This is a genomic window from Aminobacter sp. GW821-FHT11F06, assembly GCF_058808215.1.
In genome coordinates, this window is record NZ_JBXARL010000011.1 from 80,265 (window position 1) to 96,731 (window position 16,467).

The 16,467-nt window shown below is 62.8% G+C and carries 18 protein-coding genes and 1 riboswitch; of the genes, 7 read left to right on the forward strand and 11 right to left on the reverse strand.

The genetic code is table 11. From position 1 onward, the window contains the following. Window positions 1–81: 81 nt before the first annotated feature. Window positions 82–1,017, reverse strand: a complete 936-nt coding sequence (locus tag AC1RTB_RS23380; RefSeq protein ID WP_492881548.1) for a prephenate/arogenate dehydrogenase family protein — start codon at window positions 1,015–1,017, stop codon at window positions 82–84. Window positions 1,018–1,020: 3 nt separating this feature from the next. Further along, window positions 1,021–2,133, reverse strand: a complete 1,113-nt coding sequence (gene hisC, locus AC1RTB_RS23385) for a histidinol-phosphate transaminase (protein ID WP_492881549.1) — start codon at window positions 2,131–2,133, stop codon at window positions 1,021–1,023. A gap of 152 nt (window positions 2,134–2,285) precedes the next feature. Continuing rightward, window positions 2,286–2,363, forward strand: a riboswitch (SAM riboswitch). Between the two features lie 50 nt (window positions 2,364–2,413). On the opposite strand from hisC, the gene metA reads away from it, so the two are divergent. After that, entirely contained in the window at window positions 2,414–3,337 is a 924-nt protein-coding gene (metA, locus tag AC1RTB_RS23390; protein WP_492881550.1) for a homoserine O-acetyltransferase MetA, read from the forward strand. Window positions 3,338–3,453: 116 nt separating this feature from the next. On the opposite strand, the gene AC1RTB_RS23395 is transcribed toward metA, so the two are convergent. The 3 genes from AC1RTB_RS23395 to AC1RTB_RS23405 all read right to left on the reverse strand — a co-directional run bounded on the left by AC1RTB_RS23395 (window position 3,454) and on the right by AC1RTB_RS23405 (window position 4,935). Then, window positions 3,454–3,753: a type II toxin-antitoxin system RelE/ParE family toxin gene (locus tag AC1RTB_RS23395; RefSeq protein ID WP_492881551.1), complete on the reverse strand. Its 300-nt coding sequence runs from the start codon at window positions 3,751–3,753 to the stop codon at window positions 3,454–3,456. Next, on the reverse strand, window positions 3,743–4,003 hold the full coding sequence (locus tag AC1RTB_RS23400) for a type II toxin-antitoxin system ParD family antitoxin (protein ID WP_492881552.1): 261 nt from the start codon (window positions 4,001–4,003) through the stop codon (window positions 3,743–3,745). The genes AC1RTB_RS23395 and AC1RTB_RS23400 overlap by 11 nt, the downstream gene beginning before the upstream one ends. 74 nt (window positions 4,004–4,077) lie before the next feature. Next, window positions 4,078–4,935: a LysR family transcriptional regulator gene (locus AC1RTB_RS23405; RefSeq protein ID WP_492881553.1), complete on the reverse strand. Its 858-nt coding sequence runs from the start codon at window positions 4,933–4,935 to the stop codon at window positions 4,078–4,080. 136 nt (window positions 4,936–5,071) lie between these two features. Here AC1RTB_RS23405 and AC1RTB_RS23410 point away from each other — a divergent pair, with 136 nt between their 5' ends. Then, on the forward strand, window positions 5,072–6,613 hold the full coding sequence (locus tag AC1RTB_RS23410) for an MFS transporter (protein ID WP_492881554.1): 1,542 nt from the start codon (window positions 5,072–5,074) through the stop codon (window positions 6,611–6,613). 20 nt (window positions 6,614–6,633) lie between these two features. On the opposite strand, the gene AC1RTB_RS23415 is transcribed toward AC1RTB_RS23410, so the two are convergent. From AC1RTB_RS23415 to AC1RTB_RS23425, 3 genes are all read right to left on the reverse strand, one after another. Next, window positions 6,634–8,439: an ABC transporter ATP-binding protein/permease gene (locus tag AC1RTB_RS23415; protein WP_492881555.1), complete on the reverse strand. Its 1,806-nt coding sequence runs from the start codon at window positions 8,437–8,439 to the stop codon at window positions 6,634–6,636. 130 nt (window positions 8,440–8,569) lie between these two features. Next, complete coding sequence (locus tag AC1RTB_RS23420) at window positions 8,570–9,475, reverse strand: lipid kinase (RefSeq protein WP_492881595.1); 906 nt, start codon at window positions 9,473–9,475, stop codon at window positions 8,570–8,572. Between the two features lie 114 nt (window positions 9,476–9,589). Beyond that, complete coding sequence (locus AC1RTB_RS23425) at window positions 9,590–10,378, reverse strand: class I SAM-dependent methyltransferase (protein ID WP_492881596.1); 789 nt, start codon at window positions 10,376–10,378, stop codon at window positions 9,590–9,592. Window positions 10,379–10,484: 106 nt separating this feature from the next. Here AC1RTB_RS23425 and gloB point away from each other — a divergent pair, with 106 nt between their 5' ends. Continuing rightward, window positions 10,485–11,252, forward strand: coding sequence for a hydroxyacylglutathione hydrolase (gene gloB, locus AC1RTB_RS23430; RefSeq protein WP_492881556.1), 768 nt, complete (start codon window positions 10,485–10,487; stop codon window positions 11,250–11,252). A gap of 1 nt (window position 11,253) precedes the next feature. Then, window positions 11,254–11,691, forward strand: a complete 438-nt coding sequence (locus tag AC1RTB_RS23435) for a cupin domain-containing protein (RefSeq protein WP_492881557.1) — start codon at window positions 11,254–11,256, stop codon at window positions 11,689–11,691. Here the strand turns inward: AC1RTB_RS23435 and yddG are convergent. Both yddG and AC1RTB_RS23445 read right to left on the reverse strand, forming a co-directional pair. Beyond that, the gene (gene yddG / locus AC1RTB_RS23440) at window positions 11,688–12,590 is read right to left on the reverse strand and encodes an aromatic amino acid exporter YddG (protein WP_492881558.1); all 903 of its coding nucleotides are present in this window, start codon (window positions 12,588–12,590) and stop codon (window positions 11,688–11,690) included. The two genes, AC1RTB_RS23435 and yddG, sit on opposite strands and share 4 nt — an antisense overlap. Before the next feature lie 14 nt (window positions 12,591–12,604). Next, entirely contained in the window at window positions 12,605–13,387 is a 783-nt protein-coding gene (locus AC1RTB_RS23445) for a DUF3108 domain-containing protein (protein ID WP_492881559.1), read from the reverse strand. 255 nt (window positions 13,388–13,642) lie between these two features. Here AC1RTB_RS23445 and rpmB point away from each other — a divergent pair, with 255 nt between their 5' ends. Together rpmB and AC1RTB_RS23455 are read left to right on the forward strand one after the other, a co-directional pair. Beyond that, entirely contained in the window at window positions 13,643–13,939 is a 297-nt protein-coding gene (gene rpmB, locus AC1RTB_RS23450; protein ID WP_492881560.1) for a 50S ribosomal protein L28, read from the forward strand. Between the two features lie 119 nt (window positions 13,940–14,058). Then, window positions 14,059–14,742, forward strand: a complete 684-nt coding sequence (locus AC1RTB_RS23455) for a queuosine precursor transporter (RefSeq protein WP_492881561.1) — start codon at window positions 14,059–14,061, stop codon at window positions 14,740–14,742. Between the two features lie 6 nt (window positions 14,743–14,748). On the opposite strand, the gene AC1RTB_RS23460 is transcribed toward AC1RTB_RS23455, so the two are convergent. Then, window positions 14,749–15,177 carry an Lrp/AsnC family transcriptional regulator gene (locus tag AC1RTB_RS23460; protein WP_492881562.1) on the reverse strand — a complete coding sequence of 143 codons (429 nt, stop codon included), beginning with the start codon at window positions 15,175–15,177 and terminating at the stop codon, window positions 14,749–14,751. Between the two features lie 82 nt (window positions 15,178–15,259). Here AC1RTB_RS23460 and AC1RTB_RS23465 point away from each other — a divergent pair, with 82 nt between their 5' ends. After that, complete coding sequence (locus tag AC1RTB_RS23465; protein ID WP_492881597.1) at window positions 15,260–16,399, forward strand: saccharopine dehydrogenase family protein; 1,140 nt, start codon at window positions 15,260–15,262, stop codon at window positions 16,397–16,399. Window positions 16,400–16,467 lie beyond the last annotated feature (68 nt).

The following is a 16,467-nucleotide window of genomic DNA, read 5'->3' on the forward strand; positions in this document are numbered from 1 at the left end:
GGGTTATACCTACTGCCCTACTGCCCTACTGCCCTACTGCCCTACTGCCCTACTGCCCTACTGCCCTACTGCCCCAATCCCCTAGCTTTTCACCGGATGCTCGATCGCCTCGCGGCCGAAGTTCGGCACATCGACTTCCTGGCCGGCCTCGATGATCGAGCGGCGGATGGCGCGGGTGCGGGTGAACATGTCGAACAACTTGTCGCCGTCGCCCCAGCGGATCGCCCGCTGCAATGAAGCGAGATCTTCGGAGAACCGCGCCAGCATTTCGAGGATCGCGTCCTTGTTGTGCAGGCACACGTCGCGCCACATCGTCGGATCGGAAGCCGCCAGTCGCGTGAAATCGCGGAAGCCGGACGCCGAATACTTGATCACTTCCGACTTGGTCACCGCTTCGAGATCGTCGGCGGTGCCAACGATGTTGTAGGCGATAATGTGCGGCAGGTGCGAGACGATCGCCAGCGTCATATCGTGATGCTCGGGGTCCATCGTGTCGATGTTGGAACCACAGCGGCGCCAGAACTCAGACAGCTTTTCCAGTGCCACCGGGTCGGTATCAGGCAGCGGCGTGAAGATGCACCAGCGGTTTTCAAACAGGTCGGCGAAACCGGCGTCGGGGCCCGACTTTTCAGTACCGGCAAGCGGGTGGCCGGGGATGAAGTGGACACCTTCCGGGACATAGGGCTGCATCTGGGCGATGACCGAAGCCTTGGTCGATCCGACATCGGTGAGGATGGCGCCCGGCTTGAGCACGGATGCGATGTCGCTGGCCACCGCGCCGGAGGAGCCGACAGGCACCGAGACGATGATCAGGTCGGCGTCCTTGACTGCAAGCTTGGCATCGGTCGCATAGCTGTCGCCGAGGCCGAGTTCTTCGGCACGCGCGAGCGTTTGCGCGCTGCGCGTCGAGATGGCGATGTGGCGGGCCAAGCCCTCGCGCCGGATGACCCGGGCAAGCGAGGAGCCGATCAGGCCGATGCCGATGAGGGCGATCTTTTCAAAAAGGGGATCGGACATGGTTCAACTTTTCAGAAATTCGGTGAGTGCGGCGATCACGCCGCGATTGGCCTCTTCGGTGCCGATGGTCATGCGCAGCGCATTGGGGAAGCCGTAGCCGGCGACCCTGCGCAGGATATAGCCGCGCGCGCTGAGATACGCGTCGGCCGCCTCAGCCGCGTGCTTGGCATCATCGGGGAAGTGGATAAGCAGGAAGTTGCCGACACTGGGCGTGACGCGGAGGCCAAGGGCCGTGAACTGCTTGACCAGCCATTCCGCCCACTGCGCGTTGTGCGCCACCGTGCGCTCGACATGGCCGCGGTCTTCCATCGCCGCAACACCTGCCTCGATAGCCGCCGCATTGACGTTGAACGGCCCGCGCATACGCTCCAGCACGTCGATGATGTGCGAGGGCGCATAAATCCAGCCGATGCGCAGACCACCCAGACCGTGGATCTTGGAGAAGGTGCGCGTCATCACGACATTCTCGTTGCCCGCGACCAGTTCGACGCCCGCCTCGTAGTCGTTGCGGCGGACATATTCGGCATAGGCGGCATCGAGCACAAGCAGTACGTTCTTGGGCAGCGCCGCATGCAGGCGACGCACCTCCTCGAACGGCATGTAGGTGCCGGTTGGGTTGTTGGGGTTGGCCAGAAAGACGATCCTGGTCTTCGGCGTCAGCGCCGCGATGATGTTGTCGACACTGGCTTTCTCGGCATCTTCCTTGGCAACGACGGGAATGGCGCCGGCAGCCTGGGTGTAGATCTTGTAGACCATGAAGCCATGCTCGGTGTAGACGGCCTCGTCGCCCGGCGAGAGGTAGCTCTGGGCGAGCAGGCCGAGCGCTTCGTCGGAGCCGTTGGAGCACAAGATGTTGGCCGGGTTGAGCCCATGGGTCGTAGCGATCGCCTGCCTCAGGCGCAGCGACGACCCGTCGGGATAATACTCCATCTTATGCGCCAGTTTCTGGACGGCCTCGATGGCATGGGGCGAAGCGCCCAGCGGGTTTTCGTTCGACGAGAGCTTATGGACCTTGGTGACACCTGCGCCGGCGGTGCTCTTGCCGGGCACATAGGCTGCGATTTCCATGATGCCCGCGCGGGGTTCGGGGCGAATCTGCTCAGGTGCCTTGGTCATGTCGAAAATCCTGGATTGGCGCCTCCGGCCGGAGGTCGCAGCGGGAATACCGCCCGAGGCACATAATGTCGAGAAAAACCGGCAATTGTGGCCGCTCTGGCGCCCCATTTGGGTCGCAGTTGACGCAATCGGCCGCCAGGCGTAATAGCAGCACATAGACCCGTGGTGATTTGGCCGGTCGGCTTGCAGCCACGTTAAACAAGTCGCTAAAGGGCCGTTTGCGATCCGTAAACCGGCTTTGCGACAGCAATGCCGGTTTTTGTTTTTTGGAGTTCGCACAGTGCCGATCAAGATCCCGGATCAACTCCCCGCCCGCGAAGTGCTGGAAAAAGAGGGCGTGTCCATCATGGACGAGCAGACCGCCCTGCGTCAGGACATCCGTCCGCTGCAGATCGGCCTTCTCAACCTCATGCCCAACAAGGTGCGGACGGAGACCCAGTTTGCGCGGCTGATCGGCGCCAGCCCGCTGCAGGTGGAACTGACGCTGATACGTATCGGCAACCACAAGGCCAAGAACACCTCAGAGGAACACCTCATCACCTTCTACCAGACCTGGGAAGAGGTGAAGGATCGCAAGTTCGACGGCTTCATCATCACCGGCGCGCCGGTGGAGCTGCTACCCTTCGAGGACGTGACCTATTGGGACGAACTCAAGCAGATCCTGGACTGGACGACGACAAACGTCCATTCATCGTTCTTCATCTGCTGGGGCGCGATGGCCGCCGCCTGGCATTTCCATGGCGTTCCAAAACACACGCTGGAGGAGAAGGCCTTCGGCGTTTTCCGCCACAACAACAACGCGCCTGCCTCCCCCTATCTCGCCGGCTTCTCGGACGACTTTGCCATTCCGGTGTCGCGCTGGACGGAGGTCCGTGCCACCGACATCCCCGAAGGCTCCGGGCTGGAACTGCTGATGGAATCGGAAGAGACCGGCCCCAGCCTGCTCGCCGAGCAAGCCGCCAACCGGCTCTACATGTTCAACCACATCGAATATGACTCGACCTCGCTCAAGGAAGAGTACGACCGCGACGTGGCCGCCGGCGTGTCCATTGCCGTGCCGCACGAATATTATCCCGATGACGATCCTCAACGCCGGCCGCTCAACCGTTGGCGCTCGCATGCGCACCTGCTTTTCGGCAACTGGATCAACCGGGTCTACCAGACCACGGCGTATAACCCGGAGAACATCGGTAAAAATCGTTAGCCGCTTCAATCATGACCGCGCTCGACGCTGAGCGCGGTCCTTCGAAGCGCGGGTGATCCTGGAACTTCTTCGGCGGGCAGCGGTGTTTTTGCTGAAGCAGCAGTCCTGCTGTCTGGTTATTCGCGAAAATGATCCTCGACGATGTCACGGTGACCGTCCAGCACGCGAACAATGTCGATCGAGCTTTCGCGAATCTCATAGAAAACGACATGGTTGCGGGCCGCGAAGCTGCGCAAGCCTTCACCGAGTTCGTTACGCTGACGCCCGGCTTCCGGCTGCCCGGCAAGCATCAGAAAAACTTTGTTGATCCGCTCCAGCACACGCTCGGCGGCAGCGCTATTTTCACCGGCGATGTAGGTCCATATCTGCCTGAGATCGGCACGTGCCTTGGGTGTGAGGCGGACCTTACGCGCCACGCTTGCCTGCGCCTTCGCGCAACTCACTCATGAAGCTATCGAAATCGAACGGTTCGGGCTCTCCGCTATCCTTGCCTTCTCGGATGGCATCGCGCAGTGCCTCCAACTTTGCACGCCGCTGGTCTTCCCGCTCTTCGAGCAGGCGCAACCCGTCTCGCAAGACCTCGCTCGCCGACGCATAGCGACCACTGGAAACCAGATTGCGGACCAGGCCCTCATAGTGCTGGCCAAGGGTATAGCTTGACGGCATAGGGGTATCTCCAATCGCCAACTATCATTTTATGATAGCGCACTGGAGACATCAAGCCATCTCCCTCAGGCAATCTATGCCGACGACGCACCGTGCTCGCGGAAGGCGCAGGCGAGGATGCGCAGCGCTTCGCGCGACCGGCGGTCGGTCAGCGTCGAATGCAGCACGATTTCCGATGACGGCACCTGAGGCAGGGCGAACTTGCGGCTGACCTCGATGGTGCCGGGCGGCGATAGCCGGCTGGAAAAGACCGCCGTGGCAAGGCCGGCTGAAACGGCGGCCGTCACCACGGACGAGCCACCACCGAGAAACACCTCGACCCAGGGGATACCCGCATCGTCGAGCGTGCGCGTGGCAAGGTCGCGCACGCCGCAGGCCCGCGACAGCGCAGCCAGGCGAATCGGCTCGCCCTGGCGGTGATGGAAATCGGGCGTCGCAAACCAGCCGAAATGCTCAGGTCCAAGCACCTCACCATCACGGCGGTCGTCCTCGCGCCTGACGATCGCCGCATCCAGCTTGCCGCGATCGAAGGCGTCGAGCAGATTGCTTGAATTGTCGACCTGGACCTCAATCGTCAGCGCCGGATCGTGCTGGTTGAGACGCGCCAGCAAGGTCGTTACCTCAGGCCCGGCGACATGTCCGGCGATGCCGAGCGCAAAACGCCGCGTGCCGCATGACAGGCCGGCGACCGCATTGTCATGCGCGACCAGGAAAGCGCGGGCGGAATCGATGAACAGCGCGCCCTCGGCGGACAGCCGCACGCGCCGGGGCGTGCGTTCGATCAGCTTGCGGCCAACCCGCTCCTCGAGACGCTTGAGCTTGACGCTGACCGCAGCTTGCGTCGTGCCCATCGCATCGGCGGCCCGGGTGAAACTTTGCAGTTCCGCCACCATGACAAAGTTCCGCACCGCTTCAGCGTCGAGCCACAGCATCACATCTATTCCAATTTGTTATCACTGAAATAGAAATACATACCATTTCGATATGATCAAGCATCACCTATCTCGATTGCTCAAAGCAACACAACGGCAAGGCCCCTGAGCCTCTGCCGTCAGCCAGAGGTATGGGATGAACCTGATCAGCAGAGACAACCTGGCGCTGGGGGCAATCTGTCTGTCCGCGCTGATGTTCGGCCTTGAAATATCGAGCGTACCGGTGATCCTGCCGACGCTCGAACATGTGCTGCAAGCCAACTTCCAGGACATGCAGTGGATCATGAACGCCTACACCATCGCCTGTACGACGGTGCTGATGGCGACGGGAACGCTGGCCGACCGCTACGGCCGCCGGCTGGTCTTCGCCATCACCGTCGCGGCCTTTGGCGTGACGTCGCTGATGTGCGGCCTCGCTCCCAACACGACGGTGCTGATCGCCGGCCGTTTCCTGCAAGGCATGGCCGGCGGTGCCATGTTCATCTGCTCGATCGCCATTCTCTCGCACCAGTTCCAGGACGCGAAAGCGCGCGGCAACGCCTTCGCCATCTGGGGCATCATATCAGGCATTGGCCTGGGCTTCGGACCGGTCATCGGCGGCTTGATCGTCTCCTTGTCGACCTGGGAATGGGTGTTCCTGGTCCACGCGCCGCTGGCTGTGCTGTGCCTGGCCCTGACCTATGCCAGCGTAGCCGAATCGCGCGATCCACAGGCCAAGAAGCTGGACCTGCCCGGCATCGTCCTCCTGAGCGCATCGGTCTTCGGACTGACCTACTACATCACCCAGGGTGCCGACCTCGGCTTCCTGAGCCCGACGGCGCTCGGCATCGCCGCCGCCACCGTCGTCGGCTTCGTCGCCTTTATCCTGGTCGAGCGATTCCATGCCCATCCGATGTTCGACTTCTCGGTGTTCAAAATCCGCGACTTCTCAGGCGCGATCATCGGCTGCATCGGCATGAACTTCAGCTACTGGCCGCTGATGATCTATCTGCCGATCTATTTCACCGTCGGCCTCGGTTATGACAGCACGATGACCGGACTGGCGCTGCTCGCCTATACGGTGCCCTTCCTGGTGATGTCGCCGGTTGCCCAGTATCTGCTGTTGCGCTTCAACGCGCGCACCATCATCCCGCTTGGCCTGTTCACCATCGGCCTCGGCTTCATCGTGATGTGGTTCGGCAGCGGCCTGGAGCAGGCAAGCGGCCTGACGGTTCTGGCGGGTGCCTTGATCTCCGGCATCGGACTTGGCCTGACGACGACGCCAGCCACCAACATGACCACCGGATCGGTGCCGGCAAGCCGCGCCGGCATGGCCTCGGGCATCGACGCCAGCGCGCGGTTGATTTCACTCGCCGTCAACATCGCGGTGATGGGCTTCGTCCTTGTCGAAGGCGTTCTCTACACGCTGAGAGACGCGCTTCCTGAAGTGTCCGACGCCACGCAACTGCGGGCCCTGGCGGAGCGCATCGCCGCCGGCGGCGCGGTTTCACCTGAAGGAAGCGCCCTCGACGTGCCTGCGGCCATCGCTCACGCAGCACTGGTCAACGGCTTTGGCTGGGTGGCACTCTATGGCGGCATCGGCGTCTGGATCCTGGCGGCGATCAGCTTTGCGATCTTTGGCCCAAGCAAGGCAGCCGGCGCTTCCGACTGCCCGGAAGCGGAGACCTCGGCTATCTGAGCATATCGGCTCGGGCCGCGTCAGGCATCGGCCGCGGCCCGGGCCATGCCTTCGAGGCGTATCTTCTTGAGAGCCGGCCCGCGCTTGTCCTTGGCAAGATGGACGGTCCTGTCAAACAGGCCGCCGCTCTGCCGCGCCGGACCGAAATAGACCACACCGGTTTTGGCCAGTTCGCCCTCGAACATGGCCTTGACGCGCTCATGCGCTGCGGCATCGATCGTGTCGAACGCCTCGTCGATGATCACCCAGTCGGGCCGGTGCAGGCTGAGCCGGGCGAAAGCGACGAGCCGCAATTCGTCGGTGTTCAGCTCCTCGCTCCATGACGCGACGCGGTCGAGCGACCCGGTCAGTCGCTCCAGCCCAACGGCGCGGAGTGCCGCTGTGAATTCTGCCTCGGTAAATGTCTTGTCGAGCGAGGGATAGCACAACACGTCGCGCAGCGTGCCGGGCGGCACATAGGAAGCGCGCGGTAGGAAGGCGACCTGCTTGCCTCCCGGAAGCTCGATGCGGCCCTTCCCCCACGGCCAGAGCCCGGCCAGGGCGCGGAACAGCAAGGTCTTGCCGGCACCTGCCTCACCGACAACGAGCACACGTTCGCCTGGTTTGACCCTGAGATGCGGCTCCGAAAGCCTGGTGCAGCCGCTCGGCGAAACAATCTCGAGATTGTCGAAGGAGAGACTGCCGTCACGGCTTTCGCCGAAGTCGATGCGGTCTTCCTTGTCGTGCAGCACGTCGGCTGCCACCAGCACGCTGCGGATCACGCCGACGCGCATCAAGGTGGCGCGCCAGTCGGCAATGGCGCCGACATTGTTGATGAACCAGCGCAGCGAGGCATGCACCTGGTTGAAGGCGCTGACCGCCATCATCAGCCCGCCGAAGCTGATATCGCCGGCAAAATAGACCGGTGCCGCAACCAGAATGGGGGCAACGACCGTGAACCAGCCATAGCCGTCGGTCACCCAGGCAAGGCTGATCTGGGTGGTGAAGATGCGCCGCAGCGCTGTCAGGACACTTGCCAGATCCAGCTCCAGCCGCCGCTTTTCATCGGCTTCGCCCCGGGCCAGCGATATCGCGTCGATGTTCTGGTTGACGCGGACCATCGAGAAACGCAGCTCCGCCTCGCGCGAATAGCGATCGGAGTTCTGCGTGATCAGCGGCCGGCCGACGAGCCAGCTCAGGAAGGAGGCCGAGCCGGCATAGATGATGGCGGCCCAGACCATGTAGCCTGGAATGCTGAACGAGCTTCCGCCGACATGAAAGACAAAGCCAGACGACAGGCTCCACAAAACGCCGACGAAGGAAACGAGAAGGATCGAGGCCTGCAGCAGGCCGATGCCCAGGTCGGTGGTGAGGTCGGCCAGGTGGCCGGCGTCCTGTTGCATGCGCTGGTCGGGGTTGACGCCGACAGCGCCGGCATTGGCAAGCCGGAAGGCACGTCCGGGCCGCAGCCACTCGGTGATCAGGTCGAGCGTCAGGCCCTCGCGCAGCTTGAGCCGGATCATCTGGTTGAGCCATTGCTGGCCGACATTCAGCACCAGAAGGCAGATTGCGATCACCGCAAAAATCATCAGCTGGTCCAGGAAGGCGGCAAGGTCGCGCCTTTCCAGTGCGTCGTAGAACGGCTTGTTCCAGCGGTTGAGCACGATCTGCCCGGCCGAGGTGGCGACGACGACACCCAGGATCGAAAGGCAGAGCCAGGTCAGTGTCTTGCGCACCGGCGAAGATGCCAGCGCCTGCCGTGCCATCTTGAGGTGATTTAAGAATCCACCGTCGAAGTCGGGCGCCAGAGGCTCGCGATTGGCTTGAGTAAACGATTGGCCCGGCATGCGCTTCCTCCGACTGGCTCGCTTCGCGCGAATCGAAGCGTCCATTGTGCCATTCAACGACGGCTACGTATCGCCGCCTTCGCTGAACAAGCTCGTGATCGAAGTCGCGGCCAACCGGCCAGGCGCAGTGTCAGCCTTTCGGTGCGAACACGCGCACCGATTTCGGCCGGATGCGGAAATGCGCCGGCGTCCAGGTCACCAGCTCGCCGTCGGTGTTGACAGGACGCGGGCGCTTGGTGCGGACGGTCACTTCGGTGGTCTTGAAGGCGCGGACATCGTCCCACTGGCCTTGCGTGCCCTTGCGCAGGCTGGGCAGCAGACGAAGCAGCCGCCACCAGTGATCGACCTCCAGGCTGTAGAAATCGAGCCAGCCATCGTCGGCGGTCGCCGTCTCTTCGACCGTCATGCCGCCGCCATAGTGGCGGCCGTTGCCGACGGAGACCTGCATGGTGTGGATTTCTTCGGTCGTGCCGTCATGATCGACGTAGGCGGTGAACAGCCTGGAGCGCATCAGAAGCCGTGCAGCAACGATGCCGTAGCCGAGCGTGCCCCAGCGCTTCTTGGCGTGTTCGGTGAGCTCGCCCGCCAGTTCAGCGCTGAAGCCAATGCTGGCGACGTTGAAGAACAGATGGCCGTTGACCTCGCCGAGATCGACGGTGGTCTGGTGACCGGCAGCGATGACCTCGGCTGCCTTGACCGGGTCCGGCGAGATGCCCATGGTGCGGGCGAAATCATTGGCGGTGCCCAGCGGCAAGACGCCGAGCGTCAGGCCTGAATGGGCAAGGCCGGCAGCCGCGTTGTTAAGCGTACCGTCACCACCACCGACGATCGCGATGTCGAAATGATCGGCATGGCGCGAGATCAGCTCGGAGGCGTTCTCGTCCTTGCTCGTCGCCATCTCTTCGATCTCGAGCCCGGCATCGACAAGCACCTGCCTGGCGATATCGATCGACCCGCCGCCACGGCGGGCGCGCGGATTGACGATCAGCATCGCGCGCTTGCCTTTGGAGTGCTGGACAGCGCGTTTTGGGTGGATGACGTCGGTCAGTTCGATGATCCCTGCTGGTGCGAGGTGGCAGTTTGGACTTTCGCCTTGCCATTTAGGGATTGCATGGCTGAATTTGAAGGCATTGAGCCTTGGATAGCAGCCCTATGTCGAGAATATGTCCGGCTTGCGCAGCTCTTCCTTGCCACGCCTGAGCGCCGGAAACCCGCGCGTCGCCCCGCTCGGCGTGAGCACCGGCATGAAGACGCGGCGCGAGGCGCGCTGCGCCACCGGAATGCCTTGGTAGACACGCTTTTGCGCCTCGACAACGATGGCGCCGGAAAAGATCGGCCACAAGCGCCTGCCGGCGCTCTCGAACAGATGATCGAGGCTCATCATCCATTTTCGCCGCGACGGCGGAAAATGGAGCGCATCCGACCATGCCGATACGGTGAAATTGGCCTCGCGCAGCAACTCGTTGAGCTGGCCACTCGAAAACGGCCTACCGGTGCCGAACGGCGTGTGTTCAAAACGCGCCCACACACCGCGCCGGTTGGGCACGACGATGACGATGCGCCCGGCGGGCGAAAGCACGCGCCAGATTTCCTTCAGCGTCTCACGCGGGCTCTCGGCATGTTCGAGCGAATGGACGAGCAGCACACGGTCGATGGACGAATCGACAAGCGGCAGCTCCTCGTCGAAGACAAGAGCCGTCGCCGATGGCCCCTGCATCGGCCACACGACAGCACCTTGCGTCGCCGGCATGAAGGCAAAGACCCGCTCGGCGTCACTGCCGAAACGATCGAGCCAGGGCAGCGTATAGCCGAGACCGACCAGCCGTTCATTGGGCAAGCCGGCCCATACCGACGACAGCCCCATGGCGATCGATCGCTCGGCCAGGCGGCCAAGCGGTGTCGAATAAAACGAGCGAAGGTCGACGATGTCGGAATTCATAGCTTGAAGGTAGACGCCCGCAACGACGACTTCAACGACCGCTGCCAATTGAGGTGACAGCGAGGGATGCGCGCCGTATCGTCCTGACACGGAATGGAGTTCTGCGATGCCCGTCGAGATCAAGCTTTTCATGTGCCGCACTGACAATTTCGGCGTGCTGCTGCACGACCGCGAAACCGGCGAGACGGCAATCATCGATGCTCCCGAGGAAGGCCCGATCCTGTCGGCCATCGAGCACAGCGGCTGGACGCCGTCGATGATCCTGACGACGCATCACCACAACGACCATGTCGAGGCCAATCTGGCGCTGAAACAGCGTTTCAAGCTGCGCATCGTCGGACCCGAAGCCGAGCGCGACAAGATCCCCGGCATCGACGACACCGTCGAGGAGGGCTCGGTGATCCCCTTCGGCAACGAGACCATCGAGGTGATTTCGACGCCCGGCCACACCGCCGGCCATGTCTGCTACCACCTGCCGAAATCGAAGATCGCGTTTACCGCCGACACGCTGTTTGCGCTTGGCTGCGGCCGGCTGTTTGAACGTCCCGCACCCGTGATGTTCGAATCGCTGAAGAAGCTCGCCGCCCTGCCCGCTGACACGGTGGTCTATTGCGGGCACGAATACACGCTGTCCAATGCGCGCTTTGCGCTGACCATCGATCCTGAGAACGCGGCTTTGCGCGCCCGTGCCGAAAAGATCGAGGCGCTTCGGGCGGAAGGCAAGCCGACGCTGCCGACAACGATCGGCGAGGAATTGGCGACCAATCCGTTCCTGCGCTGGGCCGATCCGGCGATCAGAAAGCATCTCGGCATGGAAAAGGCCTCCGATAGCGAAGTGTTCGCCGAAATCCGCAAGCGCAAGGATAATTTCTGACATGTACGCAGCCGAAATCATTGCCATGCTCGGTATGCGCCGCCACCCCGAAGGCGGCTGGTACACCGAGACCTTTCGCGACAACCCATATGGCGGCCCGCACGGCGCGCGCGGCAATTCGACCGCGATCTACTTCCTGCTCGAACATAACGACGTGTCGCACTGGCACCGCGTCAGGGACGCGTCCGAAGTCTGGCATTTCCATGCCGGCGCCCCGATCGAACTCAAGCTGCACCAGGAAGGTGGCGGCGTCATCGCCTACACGCTCGGCATCAACCTCGCCGCCGGTGAGCAGCCGCAATGCGTGGTTCCCGCAGGCTGGTGGCAGACGGCGCGCAGCATGGGCGACTGGACGCTTGTCGGCTGCACGGTGTCGCCCGGCTTCGAATTCGCCCAATTCGAGCTGGCCGAACCGGGCTGGGAGCCGAAGGGGGCTTAAGCCCCCGCCCCGTTCGTGGCTGGACGATTGTCGTTGCGTTCGCCAAAGATCAGCGACTTCGCCGCAAGCACGGCACCACCGGTGATCAGCACGCAAGCCGCGAGGATGCGCAAGGACGGCTCGGCAAAGCCGGCAGCGATCAGCACCAATGTCGACAACAGCGGTGCGGCATAACTCGCCGCCCCCAGCACCTGGATGTTGCCGCGCTTGACGCCGATATCCCAGGCGTAGAAGGCCGCACCAACAGGCATCAGCCCGAGACCGAGCACGGCGAGCCATTGACCGGCATTGGCCGGCAGCACTGTCTGTTCAAGCGCCAGATGGCAGACGAGCGACAGGATCGACGTCGCCAGGCAAAACCAGGTGACGATTGATGTCGGCACCGATGGAAAGCGCCGCGACAAAAGCGAATAGCCCGACCACAGGAAGGCGCAGACGAAGGCCATGGCATAGCCGAATGCGTAGCGTGGTTCGAAAGCCAGCCCGCCGCCCTTCGTGACGATCAGGAAGGTGCCGGCAAGGCCGAGCAGCGCACCTGCGATGTGGTTCCAGCGCAGCCGCTCGCCTGGCATCAGGGCGGAGCCCAGCACGATGAACAGCGGCCAGAGATAGGCGATCAGGCTTGCCTCGACGGCCGGGGCGTTACGAAGTGCTGTGAAGTAGAAGAAATGGTAGCCGAACAGCCCGGCGATGCCGATGACCCAGACTTGCGGCGGGATTTTTTCGGTCCTGTCCGGCTTGGGCATGAACAGCCGGGCAACGAGCCCGACACAGGTGCCGATGGCGAAGGTGATGGCCGACATCAGAAACGGCGGCACCGAACCAGAAGCGTCGGTGAGCAGCGCCAGCAGCGACCACATGGCAACCGCCGAAAACCCAATCAAAGTCGCGCGCCCCACTCACCCCTCCCGGTCTAGTCGGTAGCTTCGAAACGCCTGGCCCTGACGGTGATCGTGCCGATCTCCGTGCTGATGGTGGCGTGGATAGGCGCGTATACCCCGGTTTGGCCAACCGGCGCAAACGTCACCATGATCCGGCTGCGGTCGCGCAGGAAGGTCAGCGCGCGTTTGTCGCTGCGGTAGCCTGAAACAGGCTGGAACCCCATGCGGCAGGTGACTGTCTGGCCCTTGAAGCCGGGGACCGATATCTCACGCGTCGAGACCGCTGTGAGCTTGAGATCGGCACGCAGCTCCCCATCATACATCTTCACCGTGCGGCCGCAGACCTTGTCGAGGCTGGGTGCGCGGATGATGGTGGCGGCGATGGGATCTGCGACGCCGCGAAGGTCGCCGGCGCCAAGCGGAATCCAGGTCTCGCCGCGCTTCTTGGGCGCCGGCACGACCTCACTGCTGGTGACGCGGTCGCCGGAAAACCGGATATCGACCAGCGACGCCTTTTTGCCCGAGACATAATCGGCGCGGAAGGCGCGCGGCTGCATGCGGCCATCGCCCAGGCTGCCGCGTGTCGAGATCGTGCCATGCGTATCGTCGAAGAAAGTTGCCAGCCCGGCACTGGATACGGTGCCGTTCACCACATAGGAATTGCCGTCATAGCTGCTTTCGAAAGTTGCCTTGGCAACGGGAATGCCGAGGAAAGACAGCGAATAATCGCCACGAAACGATTTGCCGGCAGCCAGCACCTGCGACGGCGACAGGACAATGGCCAATGCGAGCAGGACAGATTTGGAGCGGCGCATTGCTAACAACACCTTCATCGTCAGCGGAAGCTGGTTCCGGCTGTTCGCATCCCTTGCAATCGGTTATAGAAGCAATTCCGGCCATTCTGTGGAGTTGGGGACAACGCCCCGAAACGACCTGGACGCTTGACGCGTCAGCCAAATACACCTATGGAACGCCAACTTTTTCCATGAGGCCGCCAGACTGAGACCGCGCGCCATTTCTTGATTGGTGCGTTTTCGTCGCTTGGTCCGCCAGAACTGAAGGTAAGTAACATGTCCCGCGCTTGCGAACTCACCGGCAAAGCCGTCATGACCGGCAACAATGTGAGCCATGCCAACAACAAGACCCGTCGTCGCTTCCTGCCGAACCTGGTCAACGTCACGCTCATCTCCGAGATGCTGAACCAGAACGTGCGCCTGCGCATTTCGGCCAACGCTCTGCGTACTGTCGAGCATCGCGGTGGCCTCGACGCGTTCCTGGCCAAGGCTGACGCTGAAGAGCTGTCGCAGCGCGCGCGTCTGCTCAAGAAGCAGATCGCCAAGAAGACCGCCGAGCAGGCCGCAGCCTAATCGAATCAGGGCGGGGGACGACCGCCTGGAGCCTCTGACGGCCGCAAGGACGATAGAGGCTCCGACCAATCCGCCCGGGCACTGCCCGTAAAGCTGGTTCCATTACCCAGGATAAAAAAATGAACTCCGGTTCACGTTATCTGCCTTTCGTGGTGGCCATGGCGCTTGTCGTCGTGGCCTCCAACATTCTCGTCCAGTTCCCGATGCAGGGACGGGTCGGATCTCTGGCGCTTGCCGACATCCTGACCTGGGGCGCCTTCACCTATCCTTTCTCATTCCTGGTCACCGACCTCGCCAATCGCCGCTACGGGCCGAAGATGGCGCGGCGGATCGTCTTTGTCGGCTTCATGACGGCGGTGGTCTGCTCGATCGTCGCGCCGCCGCTTCTGTTCCGCTACGGCCTCATTCCGTTCGACACAGCAGCTGACCGCCTGGCGCGCATCGCGGTCGCCTCCGGCGCCGCCTTCCTGACCGCGCAGCTGCTCGACGTCACCGTGTTCAACTGGCTGCGCCGGCAGAGCTGGTGGCGCGCGCCGATCTTCGGAACGCTCGTCGGTTCGGTGTTCGATACCGCGATCTTCTTCGGCATCGCCTTCTCCGCCGCCTTCGCCTTCATCGGCCCCGAGGACGCCTTTGCGGTCGAAGCAGCACCGCTTCTCGGCATGTTGTCGATGGAAGCGCCTCGCTGGGTCTCCTGGGCGCTGGGCGACCTCACGGTGAAGCTCCTGATCGCCATCTTCGCGCTCATCCCCTACAGGCTGATCGTCGCGCGCTGGTCGCAGCCGGCACTGGCCGCGAACTAGACATTCCTACCTGTCGATTCGCGTCGACAGGATGATCGACGACAAGGTGCGCTCGACGCCCTCAAGCGCACCGATTCGGTCGATCAGGGCGTCGAGATCGCGCACCGACGGCGCCTCGACCACAACGATCATGTCGAAATTGCCGCTGACCGAGTGCAGCGTGCGTACCTCCGGGATGCGGCGCAGCACGGCCTCGACCGCTGCCGAAACCTTGGGCAGCGCCGTCACCAATATGTGCGCCCGAACGAGATTCCTCTCATAGTCGGACGACAGCTTGACGCTGTAACCCGAGATCACGCCGCGCTGTTCCAGCCGCTCGATACGGCTTTGCACCGTCGTTCTGGACACGCCGAGCTTGCGCGCCAGCTCGGCGGTCGAGGCGCGCGCATTCTCGCGCAGGAGGTTGAGCAGGGCCCTGTCGGGATCGGTCGTCATTTCGTCAATACTCTTCGTCGATCTGCCAAAAACATAGCGTCTTTTCGGCGATATCGATACTGCCTTTCGACGAGACGCGGCCATAGAATCCGCGCGAAATCCATTCGAAGGGGACATGACCATGAAACAAATCGTAGTCGTAGGCGCAGGCAAGATCGGCTCGACCATCGCCGACATGCTGGCCGAAACGGGCGACTATCACGTCACCGTGGTCGACCGTTCGCAGGCCCAGCTCGATGCGCTCGAAACCGGCAATCGCGTCGACACGCTGAAGGTCGAGATCGCTGAAGCCGGTGCGCTCGACGCTGTTCTGGCCGGCAAGTTCGCCGTGCTGTCAGCAGCCCCCTTCCATCTCACCACGCGCATCGCCGAAGCCGCTGCCAAGGCTGGCGTGCACTATCTCGACCTGACCGAGGACGTCGCCTCGACCCGCATCGTCAGGGAGCTGGCTACGACCGCCAAAAGCGCCTTCATCCCGCAATGCGGCCTGGCGCCGGGCTTCATCTCGATCGTCGCCAACGATCTCGCCAAGCGCTTTGATTCGCTGGAGAGCGTGCGCATGCGCGTCGGCGCGCTGCCGCAGTATCCGTCGAACGCTCTGAACTATAACCTGACCTGGAGCACCGACGGCGTCATCAACGAATATTGCGAGCCCTGCGAGGCCATCGTCGAAGGCTCGCTGGTCGAGGTGCCGCCGCTCGAGGAGCGCGAGGAGTTTTCGCTCGATGGCATCACCTATGAGGCATTCAACACCTCGGGCGGCCTCGGCACGCTGTGCGAGACCTACAAGGGCCAGGTGCGCACGCTGAACTACCGCACCATCCGCTATCCCGGCCATGCCGCGATCATGAAGGCACTGCTCAACGATCTCGGCCTGCGCCATCGCCGCGAGGTGCTGAAGGACATTCTGGAGAACGCACTGCCGGCGACAATGCAGGACGTGGTGGTGATCTTCGTCACCGTCAGCGGCCGCAAGAACGGTCGCCTGATGCAGGAAAGCTACGCCAACAAGATCTACAGCCGCCAGATGGGCAAGATCACCCGCAGCGCCATCCAGATCACCACAGCGTCCGGCATCTGTGCTGTCCTTGACATGCTGGCTTCCGGCGCACTGCCGCAGCAGGGCTTCATCCGCCAGGAAGACATCTCGCTCGACGCCTTCCTCGCCAACCGCTTCGGCCAAAACTACGCCCAGGCACGCGCAACACATCTGGCGGCCTGAACTTCCACTGAGGCCCAGAGTTAAGGGCAGCGAGGGGCTGGGGGGCCTCTCGCTTTTTTTTGCGCTGG

What these genes read in the sequence shown, in the direction of transcription:
- AC1RTB_RS23380 (WP_492881548.1), bottom strand. Translation starts at nt 1,017, where the DNA reads ATGTCCGATCCCCTTTTTGAAAAGATCGCCCTCATCGGCATCGGCCTG.
- hisC (WP_492881549.1), bottom strand. Translation starts at nt 2,133, where the DNA reads ATGACCAAGGCACCTGAGCAGATTCGCCCCGAACCCCGCGCGGGCATC.
- AC1RTB_RS23400 (WP_492881552.1), bottom strand. Translation starts at nt 4,003, where the DNA reads ATGCCGTCAAGCTATACCCTTGGCCAGCACTATGAGGGCCTGGTCCGC.
- AC1RTB_RS23405 (WP_492881553.1), bottom strand. Translation starts at nt 4,935, where the DNA reads ATGCTGTGGCTCGACGCTGAAGCGGTGCGGAACTTTGTCATGGTGGCG.
- AC1RTB_RS23410 (WP_492881554.1), top strand. Translation starts at nt 5,072, where the DNA reads ATGAACCTGATCAGCAGAGACAACCTGGCGCTGGGGGCAATCTGTCTG.
- AC1RTB_RS23415 (WP_492881555.1), bottom strand. Translation starts at nt 8,439, where the DNA reads ATGCCGGGCCAATCGTTTACTCAAGCCAATCGCGAGCCTCTGGCGCCC.
- AC1RTB_RS23425 (WP_492881596.1), bottom strand. Translation starts at nt 10,378, where the DNA reads ATGAATTCCGACATCGTCGACCTTCGCTCGTTTTATTCGACACCGCTT.
- gloB (WP_492881556.1), top strand. Translation starts at nt 10,485, where the DNA reads ATGCCCGTCGAGATCAAGCTTTTCATGTGCCGCACTGACAATTTCGGC.
- AC1RTB_RS23435 (WP_492881557.1), top strand. Translation starts at nt 11,254, where the DNA reads ATGTACGCAGCCGAAATCATTGCCATGCTCGGTATGCGCCGCCACCCC.
- AC1RTB_RS23445 (WP_492881559.1), bottom strand. Translation starts at nt 13,387, where the DNA reads ATGCGCCGCTCCAAATCTGTCCTGCTCGCATTGGCCATTGTCCTGTCG.
- rpmB (WP_492881560.1), top strand. Translation starts at nt 13,643, where the DNA reads ATGTCCCGCGCTTGCGAACTCACCGGCAAAGCCGTCATGACCGGCAAC.
- AC1RTB_RS23455 (WP_492881561.1), top strand. Translation starts at nt 14,059, where the DNA reads ATGAACTCCGGTTCACGTTATCTGCCTTTCGTGGTGGCCATGGCGCTT.
- AC1RTB_RS23460 (WP_492881562.1), bottom strand. Translation starts at nt 15,177, where the DNA reads ATGACGACCGATCCCGACAGGGCCCTGCTCAACCTCCTGCGCGAGAAT.